12 protein-coding genes and 1 pseudogene are annotated in these 14842 nt (G+C 71.1%); 5 read left to right on the plus strand and 8 right to left on the minus strand.

Annotated features, from left to right (window positions below):
* Positions 1-50: 50 nt before the first annotated feature.
* The 4 genes from HBB12_RS13210 to ileS form a co-directional block, all read right to left on the minus strand.
* A complete protein-coding gene (locus HBB12_RS13210) occupies positions 51-1415 on the minus strand; it encodes a M16 family metallopeptidase (RefSeq protein ID WP_236989761.1) in 1365 nt (454 codons plus the stop codon).
* A 422-nt stretch (positions 1416-1837) separates the two neighbouring features.
* Complete coding sequence (locus tag HBB12_RS13215) at positions 1838-2497, minus strand: hypothetical protein (RefSeq protein ID WP_236989762.1); 660 nt, start codon at positions 2495-2497, stop codon at positions 1838-1840.
* A 130-nt stretch (positions 2498-2627) separates the two neighbouring features.
* Complete coding sequence (gene lspA / locus HBB12_RS13220; RefSeq protein ID WP_236989763.1) at positions 2628-3125, minus strand: signal peptidase II; 498 nt, start codon at positions 3123-3125, stop codon at positions 2628-2630.
* 27 nt (positions 3126-3152) lie between these two features.
* Entirely contained in the window at positions 3153-6125 is a 2973-nt protein-coding gene (gene ileS / locus HBB12_RS13225) for an isoleucine--tRNA ligase (RefSeq protein ID WP_236989764.1), read from the minus strand.
* Positions 6126-6420: 295 nt separating this feature from the next.
* Between ileS and HBB12_RS13230 the strand changes: the two genes are divergently transcribed.
* The 3 genes and pseudogenes from HBB12_RS13230 to HBB12_RS13240 all read left to right on the plus strand — a co-directional run bounded on the left by HBB12_RS13230 (position 6421) and on the right by HBB12_RS13240 (position 7517).
* The gene (locus HBB12_RS13230; protein ID WP_236992768.1) at positions 6421-6687 is read left to right on the plus strand and encodes a type II toxin-antitoxin system Phd/YefM family antitoxin; all 267 of its coding nucleotides are present in this window, start codon (positions 6421-6423) and stop codon (positions 6685-6687) included.
* Between the two features lie 18 nt (positions 6688-6705).
* Positions 6706-7155 (plus strand): annotated as a pseudogene (locus HBB12_RS13235) (PIN domain-containing protein); the annotation flags it as partial.
* Positions 7156-7277: 122 nt separating this feature from the next.
* Complete coding sequence (locus HBB12_RS13240; protein WP_236989766.1) at positions 7278-7517, plus strand: hypothetical protein; 240 nt, start codon at positions 7278-7280, stop codon at positions 7515-7517.
* A 34-nt stretch (positions 7518-7551) separates the two neighbouring features.
* Here the strand turns inward: HBB12_RS13240 and HBB12_RS13245 are convergent, their stop codons facing one another.
* Positions 7552-8547: a bifunctional riboflavin kinase/FAD synthetase gene (locus tag HBB12_RS13245; RefSeq protein ID WP_236989767.1), complete on the minus strand. Its 996-nt coding sequence runs from the start codon at positions 8545-8547 to the stop codon at positions 7552-7554.
* A 328-nt stretch (positions 8548-8875) separates the two neighbouring features.
* Here HBB12_RS13245 and HBB12_RS13250 point away from each other — a divergent pair, with 328 nt between their 5' ends.
* On the plus strand, positions 8876-9259 hold the full coding sequence (locus HBB12_RS13250; protein WP_203155475.1) for a response regulator: 384 nt from the start codon (positions 8876-8878) through the stop codon (positions 9257-9259).
* Between the two features lie 282 nt (positions 9260-9541).
* Positions 9542-10063, plus strand: a complete 522-nt coding sequence (locus HBB12_RS13255) for a protein phosphatase CheZ (RefSeq protein ID WP_236989768.1) — start codon at positions 9542-9544, stop codon at positions 10061-10063.
* Between the two features lie 169 nt (positions 10064-10232).
* Here HBB12_RS13255 and HBB12_RS13260 read toward each other — a convergent pair whose 3' ends face one another.
* The 3 genes from HBB12_RS13260 to HBB12_RS13270 all read right to left on the minus strand — a co-directional run bounded on the left by HBB12_RS13260 (position 10233) and on the right by HBB12_RS13270 (position 14647).
* The gene (locus HBB12_RS13260) at positions 10233-11138 is read right to left on the minus strand and encodes a TIGR01459 family HAD-type hydrolase (protein ID WP_236989769.1); all 906 of its coding nucleotides are present in this window, start codon (positions 11136-11138) and stop codon (positions 10233-10235) included.
* Positions 11139-11291: 153 nt separating this feature from the next.
* On the minus strand, positions 11292-12968 hold the full coding sequence (gene ade, locus HBB12_RS13265) for an adenine deaminase (protein WP_236989770.1): 1677 nt from the start codon (positions 12966-12968) through the stop codon (positions 11292-11294).
* Positions 12969-13042: 74 nt separating this feature from the next.
* Entirely contained in the window at positions 13043-14647 is a 1605-nt protein-coding gene (locus HBB12_RS13270) for an EAL domain-containing protein (RefSeq protein ID WP_236989771.1), read from the minus strand.
* Between the last annotated feature and the right edge of the window lie 195 nt (positions 14648-14842).

The following is a 14842-nucleotide window of genomic DNA, read 5'->3' on the forward strand; positions in this document are numbered from 1 at the left end:
AGAACCGCCCGGGGATGCGACGGCCCCGGGCGGTGTCCTGGCGGATGAGGTCAGGCGGCCGCCGCGGCTGCCGGGCCCTTGATCAGGTAGCCGGTGACCGAGCGGGCCGGCACCAGGTAGCGCTCGGCCACCGCCGCGAGGCGCGAGGCCTGGACCGACTCGATCTCGGAAGGCCAGCGCCGCACCTCCTCGATGCTCTCGCCGATGGCGAGCGCGGAGCCGAAGATGCGGGCGAGCGACGACTGGCTGTCGGAGGAATAGACCGTCTCGGCGACCAGCCGGGTCTTCGCCCGCTCGATCGCGGTGGCGGACAGGGCCTCGGAGGGGGCGCGGGCGAGCGCCCGGTCGAGGGCTTCTTCGAGCTTTTCCAGGCTCACGCCCTCCGCCGGCACGGCGTAGACCGAGAAGCGGGTGTCGTCGATCGCCGAGCCCATGTACCAGGCGCCGGCATTCACCGCGACGCCCTGCTCCAGCACCAGGCTGCGGTAGAGGTAGGAGGTCGGCCCGCCGCCCAGCACCTCGGCCAGCAGTTCGAGCGCGTGGCTCTCGCCGTCGCGGGCGGTCATGCAGGAGGGGGTGAGGTAGAGCCGCTGCAGGGTCGGCTGCTCGACCTTCGGGTCGGCGACGCTGAGCCGGCGCGCGGCGCGGGGCTCCGGCTCCCGCGGCCGCACCCGCTGCGGCCGGGCGCCGCGCGGCGCCACCACGCCGTAGGTGTCGTCGGCGAGCCGCCGGACCTCGTCGGCGGTGACGTCGCCGGCGACCACCAGGATGGCGTTCTCCGGGGTGTAGAAGCGGCGGTAATAGTCGAGGGCGTGGGTGCGGTTCAGAACCTCGATCTCGTGCATCCAGCCGATGATCGGGATGCCGTAGGGATGATGCACGAAGAGCGAGGCCGCCATCGCCTCGGAGAGCTGCGCCGCCGGGTCGGTCTCGACCCGCATGCGGCGCTCCTCCAGCACCACGTCGCGCTCGGGCGCCACCACGGCGTCGTCGAGGATCAGGCCGGTCATCCGGTCCGCCTCGAAGCTCATCATGGTCTTGAGGTTGTCGCGGGCGACGCGCTGGAAATACGCCGTGTAGTCGAAGGACGTGAAGGCGTTCTCCTGGCCGCCCAAGCTCGACACCGCCTTCGAGAAGGCGCCGACCGGGTGGGTCTCGGTGCCCTTGAACATCAGGTGCTCGAGGAAGTGGGCGATGCCGGACTGGCCGAGCGGATCGTCGGCCGAGCCGTTGCGGTACCAAACCATGTGGGTGACGACCGGCGCGCGGTGGTCGGGCACCACCACCACGTCGAGGCCGTTGTCGAGCACGAAGGACGCCACTTCGGGACCGCCCGCCTCCGCTCGGCCGAAGGGCGCCGCGTCGGTGCGCAGGGTGGCGCTGACGGGGCAGACGAGGCCGGGGGCGGGGCGCATCCTGACTGGGGGCATCCTGATCTACCTTAGCCGGGCGGCCGGACGGGCCACCCGTGTTGGATCGTGAACCGGCTCACTTAAGAGAGGCTTGCGGCTCATGCGAGTCACGGGCCAGCGGGGCGTCCGAGCCGGCCGGCGGGCCGGCCACCGGGGTCGCTGGCCGTTAGAGACCCTGTTCTAGAGCATTTTGTGGCAGGGGGGACCCGAGAACTGCGGAGAAATGCACTCGACGCAGATCGGCCCCGTTATGGCTCAGATTAAGCCTGAACGGATATTCATCCGAAGCTTGGCCCTCGCGCTGCCAGGGCGGTCCTTGCGGCAATCCGGCCCGCAGCCCTGCGGGCCAAGCGGGTCTCGACCAACGAAAACCCCGGGCCGCAGGGCGGCCCGGGGTCGAGGAACTCGCGACGATCTCGGAAACGTTACTGGCGCGAGCGCAGATACACGCCGGGATCGGCCTGCTCGCGGTCGCTGATCATCCCGTTCGGACCGCGGTCGGTGCGGGCGAGCTTGCCGTTCGGCGGCTTGCGGTAACCGGTCGGCGGCTCGGTCAGCGAATCGCGGGAGGGCTCGACGTCGGGGAGGTTGGGATCCTCGTCCTTCTTGCCGGCCAGCAACTGCATCGGGTTGAGCCAGAACGACTCCTTGACGTTGTCGCCGGGCTTGTAAGTCGGCTCCGTGGTCACGCTGGCGCCCTCGCGTCGGCCGCCGCGCATCTCCTGGATCGGCAGGGTGGCGTTGTTGTCGCTCATCCGGCCGCCATAGCCGCGGGTGATCGGCTTGCGGTCCTCGGCGGCGCGCCGGTCGCGGGCGGCGGTCTCGGGATCGGTCGGCCATTGCGGGTTGGCCTCGCGCACAGCGCGGCGGTCGACCGGCGGCGGCAGGGCGGCCTTGTCCATGTGCGGCGGCAGCACCAGGGGCGCGCGCTCGCGATAGGTGATGGTCGGCCGCTCGGGCTCGATCAGGCCGATCGACGACAGGGCGTTCTTCATCGCGACGCCTTCCTGGGCCTGCGCCCCGGAAGACAGGCTGAGCCCGGCGGCGACCGTCACCGCGGCGAGTATCGTGCGCTTGTCGAGCATGCTGGCCCCTGCCTGTTCCGCCCCATGATTTACCAGCTTGGGTGGTGGCGGTTTCGGGCGAAGGTATGGCGTGGCCATCGTGAGGCGCAACGCCGGCGACCGGCGTTGCACCCGCGACACACAAGGGTTTTCAGGTCCTCTCGCCGGTTGCCGGGGCGCGGCGGCGCTCCAGCACCAGCCCGTCGTAGAGAAGCCCCACCACCCCGAAGACGATGCCGGCATCCGCCACGTTGAACACGTACCAGGACCAGGCCCCGGCATGGAGGTGGACGAAGTCGAACACCGCCCCGTAGGCGGCCCGGTCGATGGCGTTGCCGATCGCCCCGCCGACGATCATCCCCAGCGAGCCGGCGAGCCAGCGGCTGCCGGCCCGCGCCATCCACACCGAGAGCGCGACCGAGGCCACCAGCGACAGCGCCACCAGCACCCAGCGCCCCAAAGCCGAATCCTGCTGGAACAGCCCGTAGGAGACGCCGCGGTTCCACACCACGATCAGCTGCGCGAAGGGCGCGAGCACCACGGGCTCGCGCAGGGGAAGATCGGCGACGAAGAGAAGGCCGAGCTTCGTCGCCTGGTCGAGGACCAGGGTGACGAGCGCGACCAGAAGGCCGAAGGGGAGGGGACGCATGAGTTTTCCTCGCCCGTTCCTCGCCCCTTACTCGGCGGCCTTGGCGTGGAGCGCGTCCCACTCGCGCAGGGCCTGCGCGTCGCGGGGCGTCACGTCCGGATAATCCGGATCGCTGCCGACGCTGCCCAGCACCTTCCACGAGCGGGCGCATTTGCGGCCCTCGGCCAGGGCCGGCACCACCGCGACGCCCTTGACCTCGTCGAGCCGGAAGGCCTCCGCCGGACCCTCGCCGGCCTCGACCGCGATCCGCGAGGTGATGCAGACCTCGGCGAAGTCGATGCCCTCTAAGCTCGCCAGCAGGTCGGAATCGGCGACGAAGACCTTGGGCGCCGCCTCCAGGCTCGCGCCGATGCGCTTGCCCGCCCGCTCGATCTCGAGCGCCCCGGTCACCACCCGGCGCACCCGGCGGATCTTGGCCCAGCGCTTCGCCAGGGCCTCGTCGCGCCAGGCGGCGGGCGTCTCCGGCAGGGTCTCGGTATGGACCGAACCGGTCTCGGAGGGGGTGCGCGCGAGCCAGGCCTCCTCCGCCGTGAAGGCGAGGACCGGGGCGAGCCAGACCGTGACGCGCTTGAAGACCTCGTCGACCACGGTGAGCGCGGCCCGCCGGGTCTGCGACGAGATCGGGTCGCAGTAGAGCGCGTCCTTGCGCACGTCGAAGTAGAACGACGACAGGTCGCCGGTCATGAAGCCGTTGAGCAAGGCCACGACGCGCTTCGTATCGAAGGTGCGGAAGGCGTCGCGGATCTCGGTGTCCAGCTCGGCCAGCCGGTGCAGGATGAACCGCTCCAGCTCCGGCATCTCTTCCGGGGCGACGCGGTCCTCGGGCCGGTGATGGGCGAGCGTGCCCAGCATCCAGCGCAGCGAGTTGCGCAGCTTGCGGTAGGTCTCGGAAAACGTCTTGATGATCTCCGGGCCGATGCGCAGGTCGTCGGTATAGTCCGAGGCTGCCACCCACAGGCGCAGGATGTCGGCGCCCGAGCCCTTGATCACGTCCTGCGGCGCGACGACGTTGCCCTTCGACTTCGACATCTTCTCGCCCTTGGGGTCGAGGACGAAGCCGTGGGTCAGCACCACGTCGTAGGGCGCGCGGTCGCGGGTACCGCAGGATTCGAGCAGCGAGGAGTGGAACCAGCCGCGATGCTGGTCCGAGCCCTCGAGATACATCACCGTGTCGTCGCCCCCGTCGCGGCGGCGGCGGATGCCGGCAAGGCCCGGAAACTGCTCGGGGTCGTCGAGCGTGAAGGCGTGGGTCGAGCCGGAATCGAACCACACGTCGAGGACGTCGGTCACCTTCTCGTAGGCGGCCGGGTCGTGCTCGGGGGCGAGGAACCGGGCGCCGTCGGCGTCGGTGAACCAGGCATCCGCCCCCTCCGCCGCGAAGGCGGCGTGGATGCGGGCATTGACCGTCTCATCGCGAAGAATCTCGCCGGTCTCGCGGTGGACGAAGACCGTGATCGGCACGCCCCAGGCGCGCTGGCGCGACACCACCCAGTCCGGGCGGTTGGCGATCATGCCGGTGATGCGGTTCTGGCCCTGCGGCGGCACCCACTGGGTGACGGCGATCTCGCGGAGCGCCACGTCCCGCAGGGTCGCGCCGTTCAGGGTCTCGACCGGCTTGTCGAGGGCGATGAACCATTGCGGCGTGTTGCGGAAGATGACCGGCTTCTTCGAGCGCCAGGAATGGGGATAGCTGTGCTTGAGCGTGCCGCGGCCGACGAGCGTCCCGGCGGCGGTCAGCGCGGCGATCACCGCCTTGTTGGCGTTGCCCTTCTGGCCCTTCTCGTCGAGCACGCGGGTGCCGGTGAGGCCGGGCGCGGCTTGCGTCAGCACGCCGTCGGCATCGACCGTATAGGGGATCGCCGTCTCGATGCCGCGCTCGCGCAAAGCCCGGCCGTTCGCCATCCAGACCTCGAAGTCCTCGCGGCCGTGGCTGGGTGCGGTGTGGACGAAGCCGGTGCCGGCCTCGTCGGTGACGTGCTCGCCCTCCAGCATCGGCACCGCATGGGCATAGCCGTCGTTCCAGCCCGCCAGCGGATGGGCCAGCGTCACGCCGGCAAGGTCTTCCGCCGAAACGTCGCTCAGTCGCTCGTAGGATTCGACCCGCGCTGCCTTGAAGACGTCGCTCGCCAGTTTGTCAGCAACAACGTAACGAACACCAGGTTGAGACCAGTTCTCTTGAGGCGCAGCAACGACACGATACAATCCGTAGGAGACTTTTTTGGAGAAGGCGACGGCCCGGTTGGCGGGGATCGTCCAGGGGGTGGTGGTCCAGATGACGACGCGAGCGCCGAGCAAGTCCGGTACCGTCTTCGACTCGACGACCGGGAAGGCGGCCCAGATCGTGTCGCTGACGTGGTCCTCGTACTCGACCTCGGCCTCGGCGAGCGCGGTCTTCTCGACCACCGACCACATCACCGGCTTCGAGCCGCGATAGAGCTGGCCGGTGGTGGCGAAGGTCATCAGCTCGCGGGCGATCGCGGCCTCGGCCGGATAGGCCATGGTCAGGTAGGGATGGTCCCAGTCGCCGGTGACGCCGAGGCGCTTGAATTCCTCGCGCTGCACCGACAGCCAGTGCTCGGCGAAGGTCCGGCATTCGCGCCGGAACTCGACCACCGGCACGTCGTCCTTGTTGCGGCCGGCGGCGCGGTACTGCTCCTCGATCTTCCACTCGATCGGCAGGCCGTGGCAATCCCAGCCCGGGACGTAGTTGGCGTCCTGCCCGAGCGCGCCTTGCGTGCGGACGACGATGTCCTTCAGGATCTTGTTGAGCGCGGTGCCGATATGGATGTGGCCGTTGGCATAGGGCGGGCCGTCGTGCAGCACGAATTTCGGCCGCCCGGCCGCCGCCTCGCGGATGCGGGCATAGAGGTTCGTGCGCGCCCAGCGCTCCAGGATCTCCGGCTCGCGCTGCGGCAGGCCGGCCCGCATCGGGAAGTCGGTGACCGGCAGGAACAGGGTCTCGGAATAGTCGCGCCCGGCGGCGGGTTGAGGCTCGGTCATGGGGGTTCAAAGGCTCGTCTGGGGCGCGGGACGCGCAGCCCGTTGAGGGAATCGCAAGCGGCGAAACGGCAGCAACCCGGCCTTCCGCGCGGCCGCGAGCGGCCCTCAGGCGGAAGCCGGGCTCGTAATTCGCCGGATGGCGACGCAGCGCGGGTGCGATTCGGTCATCCGGCGCTTCTAGCAGCGGCGGGCGGGCGGGGGAAGCGGGGTGATGGGGCCCCGGGCGTCCGCAGGCCGCGAGACCTCGCTTGCCGCGGAGCGGAATGCCTTTGTCGATGCCTCCGGCAGCGCCATCATGACCACAATGGTCATGGAGTGCACGACGCAGGAAATTCAGCTGCGCGATACGAAGGCGACGTTGTCCGCGGTCATCGATCGCGCCCGCCAGGGCGAACCTTCGGTGATCACCCGGCACGGCCGACCCGAGGCCGTCTTGCTGAGCCATGAGGAATGGCAGCGCCTGTCGCAGATTCCTTCCTTCGGTCGGCTGCTCATGTCCGCGCCCCTGGAACCGGGGGATCTGCCCGAGCGTGACGGCGGAGTGCGGGATGTCGAGCTCTGACGCACGTACCTCGTCGATACCAACGTCGTGTCTGCCGGTGCTCCAACCCAGGCGGCGAGCCCATCCGACCTCGCCGCCTGGATGGATCGCAACAGTGCCGACCTGTATCTCTCGGTCATCACCGTCGCCGAGGTCGAGGCCGGCATCGCGAAGAGCCGCGGGCAGGGCGCGCGTCGCAAGGCCGATCGGCTGGCGGAGTGGCTGACGACGCTGCTGCATCTCTACGGCCCACGGATCGTCCCGATCGACCTCGACGTGGCGCGGCCCATCGGCAGCCTGATCGACCTGACGCTGGGGCAGGGCCGCAAGCCCGATCTGGCGGATATCGCCATCGCCGCAACGGCGCGGTGCCACGGTTGGTCGGTGCTGACCCGCAATCTCCGGCATTTCAGCCCGCTGGGTGTGCCGGCATTCGATCGGTTCGCCGCGCTGCCGTCCGGGTCGCAAGCGCGGATGCTCGACCCTTGATCACCGGCACCGCGTTCATCGTGCCGATCTCCACCCGGTAAACCCCGTGCGAACGAGAAGGCCGGAACGGAGCGCGGCGTCGCGCGGTTGACGGACAGGCTCAGTGAATCCGGAGCTTTGCCATGCGGATCCTGCTTCCCGCCCTCGCCCTCGCCGCGCTCCTCGCCGCCCCGGCCGTCGCCCGCGAGCTGCGCGCGCCGCCGCGGCCGGTGCCGGAGGACATCGACGCCACCGGGTCCGTCACGCCGACCGACCCGCTGCTGATCCCCGACGAGGAGAAGGGCCCGGCGCGGCGGGTGAAGCGCCCGCGCGAGCGGGGCATCGACACCGAGGCGCCGATCCGCGAGTTCATCCCGGAATAGCCCGCGACCTCACCCCCGTTTCACCCCGGCCCGGTCACCCCAGCATCGAGGGCGTGCGGTCCTCGGCCAGCCTCCGCTTGGCCTCGGCGGCGTCGGCGTGCATCTGCACCACCAGGGCCTCGGCGCTGTCGAACCGCGCCTCGCCGCGGAGGAAGCCGACGAACTCGACCGCGATGCGCTCGCCGTAGAGGTCGCCGGAGAAGTCGAACAGATAGGTCTCGAGGAGCGGTGCGCCGTCGTCGAAGGTCGGGCGGCGGCCGTAGCTCGCCACGCCGTCGCAGACGCGGCCATCCGCGAGGCGGGCCCGCACCGCGTAGATGCCGTGGGCGAGCGCGCAGGCATCGAGCGCCACGTTGGCGGTCGGGAAGCCGAGGGTGCGGCCGCGCTTGTCGCCGTGACGCACCTCGCCCTCGACGAACCAGCGGTAGCCCAGCAGATGGTTGGCGGTGGCGATGTCGCCCGCCTCCAGGGCCGCCCGGATCGCACTCGACGAGACCGGCGCCTCGCCGCCGCCCGCGGCCACCGCCGGCACGATCCGACAGGCGAGGCCGTTCTCGGCGCACAGCGCCTCCAGCATCGCGGGCGTGCCCTCGCGGCCGCGGCCGAAATGGAAATCGTGCCCGATCACCACGCCCGACAGGCCGAGCTCGCCCTTGAGGGTGTCGGCCACGAAGGCGGCGGCCCCGGTGCCGGCAAGCCTCGCGTCGAACCGGCGCACGAAGGCCCCGTCGATGCCCAAGCGGCGCAGCACCGCCAGCTTCTCGCCTTCGCCGGTGAGGCGGAACATCGCCGTATCGGGAGAGAAGAAGGCGCGGGGATGAGGCTCGAAGGTGACGACGGCGCTCGGCCGGCCGAGATCGGCCGCCATCTCGCGCACCGCCGCGATGAGCGCGCGGTGGCCCTGGTGGATGCCGTCGAAATTCCCCAGAGCCGCGACGGCCCCGTTCAGGCCCGCCGGCACCGGCTCGCCGTCGCGATGGACCGGGAAGGGCGACGCGACGGGGCGCGGGGCAGTCTCGTCGCGCGGCATCAACGGTCCTTGGCTGGCGAAGGAGGCAGGGGGCTTGCGAAGGCGGCCGGACCCTGTCGAAATCCGCTCCGTGGGTCAAGCCGCGGGGCCGAAGCCCCGCGCGCGGGAGATCGGGAGAGCCGGCGACCTGCAAGAAGGACAGAGGGGAAGGAGGCGGCTTTCTGCGCGGCGGGGATGGGTCGAGCCGGTCGTCGGCGGGTTAACCCCTTCTCAAGGGGGTGGATTTACAAGCCTAGACCAGAAGCGCCGCCCGGTGCTTCCCCTGATGATCCAAGCGGGGTTCGTCGCGCACGGGGATGCGTCGCGCCCGCGAACGGAGCCGTAAGCCATGGCACTCGACCTCGGCATGCCGATCCTCGTCGTGGATGATTACCAGACGATGGTCCGCATCATCCGCAACTTGCTGAAGCAGCTCGGCTTCGAGGACGTCGACGATGCCTCCGACGGCACCGGCGCCCTGGCGAAGCTGAAGAACAAGAAATACGGTCTCGTCATCTCCGACTGGAACATGGAGCCGATGACCGGGTACGAGCTGCTGCGCCATGTCCGGGCCGACGACGCCCTGCGCACCACGCCGTTCATCATGGTCACCGCCGAGTCGAAGACCGAGAACGTGATCGCGGCGAAGAAGGCCGGCGTGAACAACTACATCGTGAAGCCGTTCAACGCCCAGACGCTGAAGACCAAGATCGAGGCGGTCTGCGGCGCCTGATCTCGCCGGCTCGGTGACGGGGCGGCGCCTTTCGGGCGCGGGAAGCGGGCGGCCAGGTCTGATAAGGCCAGCCGCGCCTCCCGCGCCGGATCGCCGGGCTTCGGCCTCGATGCCGCGTGTCCCGGACTGCAGCAGAAGACCCGCACCCGGAACGCCCGGTCCCGGGAGATCCGATTCGAGAACAACCCACGCGCGGGGAGGGATCACGTGCTCAGGCAGATGACGGCGGGGCCGCGATCCGCCCTCAACCGACTGCTGGGAGGCCAGGAGCCCGTGGCTCGCGTGACCAAGGCCGAACCGGCGGACAGGGCGATCCCCGTGAGCGAGCTGCTCGAGATCGCCGACTACATCACCAAGCTCAAGCGGGGCATCGCCGCTTTGCGGGCCCAGGAACTGACCCGCGACCGCATCCCGATGGCGCATGACGAGCTCGGCAGCGTCGTCGCCGCCACCGCGAGCGCCACCAACCGGATCATGGAATCGGCCGAGGCGATGATGGCCATCGAGGCCAAGACCCTCCCGGAGTACCGCCGCCAGGTCGAGGCGCATATCGGCGACATCTTCGAGGCCTGCACGTTCCAGGACATTACCGGCCAGCGCATCTCCAAGGTGGTGGAGGCCTTGGGGCAACTCGAGAAGCGCCTCTCGCAATTCTCCACCGTGGTGAACGTGCGCGACGGCGAGGCCGAGCACGACCCGGAGGAAGCCCGCCGCAAGGCCCGTGCCGAGAAGCTCCTGCTCAACGGCCCGCAGCTCAAGGGGCCGGCGACCCCGCAGGACGCGATCGACGCCCTGTTCTCCTGACATCCCGTCCTTCAGGACGGGCGAAACCGGGATGCGGCCCAAGCGGTCGGCGCGTTGGCAGGCCAACGCGCCGACCGCTTGGATCGTTGTTTTGTCGCAGATTTTTTTGCAAAACCGGTGCCCGCTTTTGCGAAATCCGCTTGGGCCGCGCCTCGGTCCTTCGCCGTCGCTACCAGCGCAGCAGGTCGATCACGCCGTCCGGGTGCACGGCCTGCGCCTCGAGCCAATGGGCGATGTCGCCGATCGGCGCGCCCGCCGCGACGCCGAGTTCCTCGGCGTGGATGCCGCGCGCCACCAGCAGCGAGGCGATGCCGAAGGCCCGCGCGCCGGCGATGTCGGTGCGGATCGCGTCGCCGACGGCAAGCACCCGGTCGCGGGGGAGGGGAGCGCCGTCGTCGAGGCTTTGCGCCGTCGCCAATGCCGCCTCGTAGACCGGGACGTGCGGCTTGCCGGCATAGACCACCGCACCGCCCATCTCCTCGTAGAGCGCCGCGACGGCGCCCGCGCAGGGGATCAGCCGGTCGCCGCGCTCGACCACGAGGTCGGGATTGGCGCAGATCAGGGTCACGCCGCGGGCGGCCCAGGGTTCGAGCACGCCGCGGTAATCCGCCGCCGTCTCGACCTCGTCGTCGAGGAGGCCGGTGACGACGACGTGGGCGGCCTCGTTCGGCCCGCCGCGGGCGAGGTCGAGGCCGTCGAAGATCGGCAGGTCGCGGTCGGGCCCGAGATGATGCATCGGTGCCGAGGCCCGCTCCGCCATCAGCCGGCGGGTGAGGTCGCCCGAGGTGACGATGGCGTCGTAGGCGGTGCGCGGCACGCCGAACGCGTCGAGCATCCCCTGCACGGACTGCCCCGGCCGCGGCGCGTTCGAGAGCAGTACCACCCGGCGGGGCCGCGCACCCGGCAGGGCGCGGAAGCGCGTCAGCGCCTCGCTCGCGCCGCGATGGGCATGGACGCCGTCGTGCAGCACGCCCCAGACGTCGCACAGGATCAGGTCGAAGCCGGATGCGACGTCGGCGATCCCGTCCAGGATCGCCACCTCGCCCGGATGCGTTGCGCGGATCATCTCGGCCATGCCTGCCCCCTGCCCGCCTCTCCCTTGCTGCATCGCAGCGGGAGGTCCGTTCGGGCTTAAAGGCGCTGCGTCCCGAACGCAACGTCTTCCGTGAAATCGATTACACCCTGCTCGAGCCTCTGCCCGTGGAATGGTTTCCGAACAGGACGGCGTTCACAGGATCATCATCCGGTCGACGTCGACGAGGCCGCGATCGGTGATCTTCAGGTGCGGGATCACCGGCAGCGGCAGGAAGGCGACCTGCAGGAACGGCTCGGGCAGGGTGCAGCCGAGCCGCCGGGCCGCCTCGCGCAGGGGCGGCAGCGCGTCGCGCACCGCCTCGAAGGTCCAGTCGCTCATCAGGCCGGCGATCGGCAGCGCCAATTCGGCCAGGATGCCGCTCTCGTCCGCGACCACGAAGCCGCCCTGCAGATCGATCAGGCGGTCGATCGCCCGCGCCATGGCGTCCGGGTCGGCGCCGACGACGCAGAGATTGTGGCTGTCATGCCCGACCGAGGAGGCGATGGCGCCGCGCCTGAGCCCGAAGCCCTGCACCAGGCCGCGGCCGATGCTGCGCGTGCCGTGGCGCGCCACCACCGCCACCATCGCCACATCCTGGGTGAGGTCCGGCACGCCGCCGAGGGTCAGGCGCCGGTGCTCGGTGATGATCCGGCCCGGCACCACGCCGATCACCGAGGTCTCGCCCATGGGCACCGGCACGGCGAGGTCGGCGGCGGTCACCGGTTCGGCCCGCACGCTGTTCCGGCCCGGGGGCGGCGTGACGGTGCGGGTGGCGAACAGGGCCTCGTCGACGAGGCGGCCGGCCGCGATCACGGCGGAGACCGCGCACGTCTCCAGATCGTCGAGGAGCACGATGTCGGCCCGCTTGCCCGGCGCGATCATGCCGCGGTCGCCGAGCCCGAAGGCGCTGGCCGCGCTGAGCGAGGCGGCGCGATAGGCCGCGAGCGGCGGCACGCCCAGCGAAATCGCGGTGCGGATCAGGTGGTCGAGATGGCCTTCCTCGGCGATGTCGAGGGGGTTGCGGTCGTCGGTGCAGAAGGCGAGGAACGGTGCCGTCCGCTCGGTGAGGAGGGGGCCGAGCGCGTGCAGGTCCTTCGAGACCGAGCCCTCGCGGATCAGCACCGTCATGCCCTTGCGGATCTTCTCCAGCGCCTCCTCGGCGCTCGTCGCCTCGTGGTCGGTGCGGATGCCGGCGGCGGCATAGGCGTTGAGCGCACGGCCCGACAGGAGCGGTGCGTGGCCGTCGACATGGCGGCCGGCGAAGGCCGCGAGCTTCGCCAGGCATCCGGGGTCGGCCGCGACCACGCCGGGGAAGTTCATGAACTCGGCCAGCCCCAGCGACCGGGGATGGTCGCGATAGGCCGCGAGGTCGGCGGCCTCGATCCGCGCGCCGGAGGTCTCGAGGTCGGTCGCCGGCACGCAGGAGGAGAGCTGGACCCGGATGTCCATGATCGTCTCGCCCGAGGCCGCGAGCGCATAGTCGAAGGCGGCCTTGCCGAGCACGTTGGCGAGTTCGTGCGGGTCCCAGATCGCCGTCGTGACCCCGTGCGGCAGCACGCAGCGGTCGAATTCATGCGGGGTGATGAGCGAGGATTCGATGTGGAGATGGGTGTCGATGAAGCCCGGGACGGCGATGCGCCCCTTGGCCTCGATCACCCGCGCGCCCTCGTAGCGGCCGTAGGTCCCCACCACCGTATCGCCGCAGACCGCGATGTCGGTCTCCACCAGATCGCCGGTGACGAGGTCGAGGAGGCGGGCGCCGCGGATCACCAGATCGGCGGGCTCGCGGCCCGCGCCTTGGGCGATCCGGCGGGCGATGGGGTCCGACATCGGGGGCCTTGTCTGCTGCGAGGGTCCCCGATGCTAGGCCCAACGCGGATGCGCCGCTACCGCTTCGTCAGCCGTCACACCGCTCTTCGCAGCACGTCCCGGAAGGCGCGGCGCACCGGGGGCTGCGGGTCGTCGGCCGGCGGGGTCGGCTCGGGCTCGGGGGCCGGCGGGGCGGGGGGCGAGAGCACCTCGGGCCGCACGATGCGGGGGGGCGAGAACACGATGCCCTGCGCCAGCGGCAGGTCGAGATCGATCAGGTCAGGCACGTCGGTCTCGCGCTCGACGCCCTCCGCCACCAGCCGGATCCCGGACCGGGCGAGCCCGAGGGCCATCGCCGCGCCGTGCTCGCTCAGCAGCATGTCGACGCCGATCTTGGCGTAGCTCGCCCCGCAGGAGGCCAACGCCGCGGCGTCGAGGCGCGGATCCGTCACCCGGTCGACCGCCAGCCCGATCCGCTCGCGTAAGGAGCGCAACGCGCTCGCCTGCTCGGCGTCGAGGCTGCGCCAGCTGCGCTGCGGCAGCGCCAGGATCAGCCGGCCGGCCAGTTCAGGGTGCAGGTCGATCAGGCGGCCGACCGCCCGCAGGAAGCCCGGCTCGAACAACGAGCCCGGCGACAGGGCGTAGGCCACCGGCGTCTCGCTGCCGCGGGAGGCGAGGTGCTGGCCGATCGCCGTCACGCGGGCGAGCATCAGCCGGTCGAGCTCGGTGGTGCGCCCATGCCGCTCGAGCACCCGCACGAATTCCGCCGGGGACAGGAGGGCATCGCCGACGCGCAGGCGCGCCAGCGCCTCGTAGAACGCGACCTTGCGCTGCGGCAGGCTGACGATCGGCTGCAGGTGGATCTCAAGGCCGTCGTTCAGGGCAGCGAGGATCTCGGCCTCCGGCCGGGCCTCGATCGCGGGCTCGGGCACGAAGGGCCGGCGCGGTGCCGGGACGGCCTCCCGCGGCAGGATCGGGTCGGAGGCCCAGGGGGCCGACGAAGACGCTGACGAAGGCACCGAGGCGGCAGCTGGCGGCGGGGGGGCGGACTCGGTTGGCCGGGACGGGGCGGCCTGCACGGGTTGGGGGGCCGACGGCGCGGGCGCGAAGGTGGGGGCCGCGCCATAGGCGTGCGGTGATGCCGCCGCCGGCATCGCCGCCGCCCCATAGGGTGGCGCCGACGGATACGGAACCGAGGCGGCCTGAACCGGGGGCGCCTGCATCGGCAGCGGAGCCTGGACGGGGGCTGACGCAGCGGGCGGAGCCCCGGCGGACGGCCTGGCCTTGAGGAGGCTCAGATCCTCGTCCTGGGTGGCCACCGCCATGGCGAGTTCGCGCACGATGCCGCCGAGCAGGCCGATCTCGGCCGTGACCTCGGACAGGCCGCTCTCCAGGTTCGCCACCGGCGCGGCCGGCGCCTCCCGCTGCTCCAGGGTCAGCAGGCGGCGCGACAATCCGTCGATCTCGCCCGACAGCGTCTCGACCTGGCGGGCGAGGCGGCCGGCGCGGCGCCAGGCCAGCGCGGTGGCCATCCCGCCGAGGGCGGCCGCCGCCAAAGCCGCTCCGGCCACGGCCCCGAGGAGGGGCGCGGACAGGAAGGCGACCGCGAGGCAGATCCCGCTCGCCAGGAGGACGGAGAGGCTGAGGGCAATCCGGCCCACCGACGACCCGCCGGCGCGCCGGCCGGTGATGAGGGCCATCGCGATTCCTCTTACGCGCCGAGGACAGGCCGGGTTCCGCGAAATCCAGCCTGCCCCGGTTGTCGCCGAGGTGCCGAATACTCGCAAGACTCCGCCTCGGGCTGCCCACGGTTTTCGCGGGACCCTTGTCCGGAATGCCGCTCTACCCGAGATGGCTTGCGCGGCCCTGGTGCGCCGCAGCGGAAGGGAGAGTCA

Source organism: Methylobacterium sp. SyP6R (assembly GCF_019216885.1).
Classification (GTDB): Bacteria; Pseudomonadota; Alphaproteobacteria; order Rhizobiales; family Beijerinckiaceae; genus Methylobacterium.

Coding starts and splice junctions, on each gene's coding strand:
- HBB12_RS13210 (WP_236989761.1), bottom strand. CDS start 1,415: ATGCGCCCCGCCCCCGGCCTCGTCTGCCCCGTCAGCGCCACCCTGCGC.
- HBB12_RS13215 (WP_236989762.1), bottom strand. CDS start 2,497: ATGCTCGACAAGCGCACGATACTCGCCGCGGTGACGGTCGCCGCCGGG.
- lspA (WP_236989763.1), bottom strand. CDS start 3,125: ATGCGTCCCCTCCCCTTCGGCCTTCTGGTCGCGCTCGTCACCCTGGTC.
- ileS (WP_236989764.1), bottom strand. CDS start 6,125: ATGACCGAGCCTCAACCCGCCGCCGGGCGCGACTATTCCGAGACCCTG.
- HBB12_RS13230 (WP_236992768.1), top strand. CDS start 6,421: ATGACCACAATGGTCATGGAGTGCACGACGCAGGAAATTCAGCTGCGC.
- HBB12_RS13240 (WP_236989766.1), top strand. CDS start 7,278: ATGCGGATCCTGCTTCCCGCCCTCGCCCTCGCCGCGCTCCTCGCCGCC.
- HBB12_RS13245 (WP_236989767.1), bottom strand. CDS start 8,547: ATGCCGCGCGACGAGACTGCCCCGCGCCCCGTCGCGTCGCCCTTCCCG.
- HBB12_RS13250 (WP_203155475.1), top strand. CDS start 8,876: ATGGCACTCGACCTCGGCATGCCGATCCTCGTCGTGGATGATTACCAG.
- HBB12_RS13260 (WP_236989769.1), bottom strand. CDS start 11,138: ATGGCCGAGATGATCCGCGCAACGCATCCGGGCGAGGTGGCGATCCTG.
- ade (WP_236989770.1), bottom strand. CDS start 12,968: ATGTCGGACCCCATCGCCCGCCGGATCGCCCAAGGCGCGGGCCGCGAG.
- HBB12_RS13270 (WP_236989771.1), bottom strand. CDS start 14,647: ATGGCCCTCATCACCGGCCGGCGCGCCGGCGGGTCGTCGGTGGGCCGG.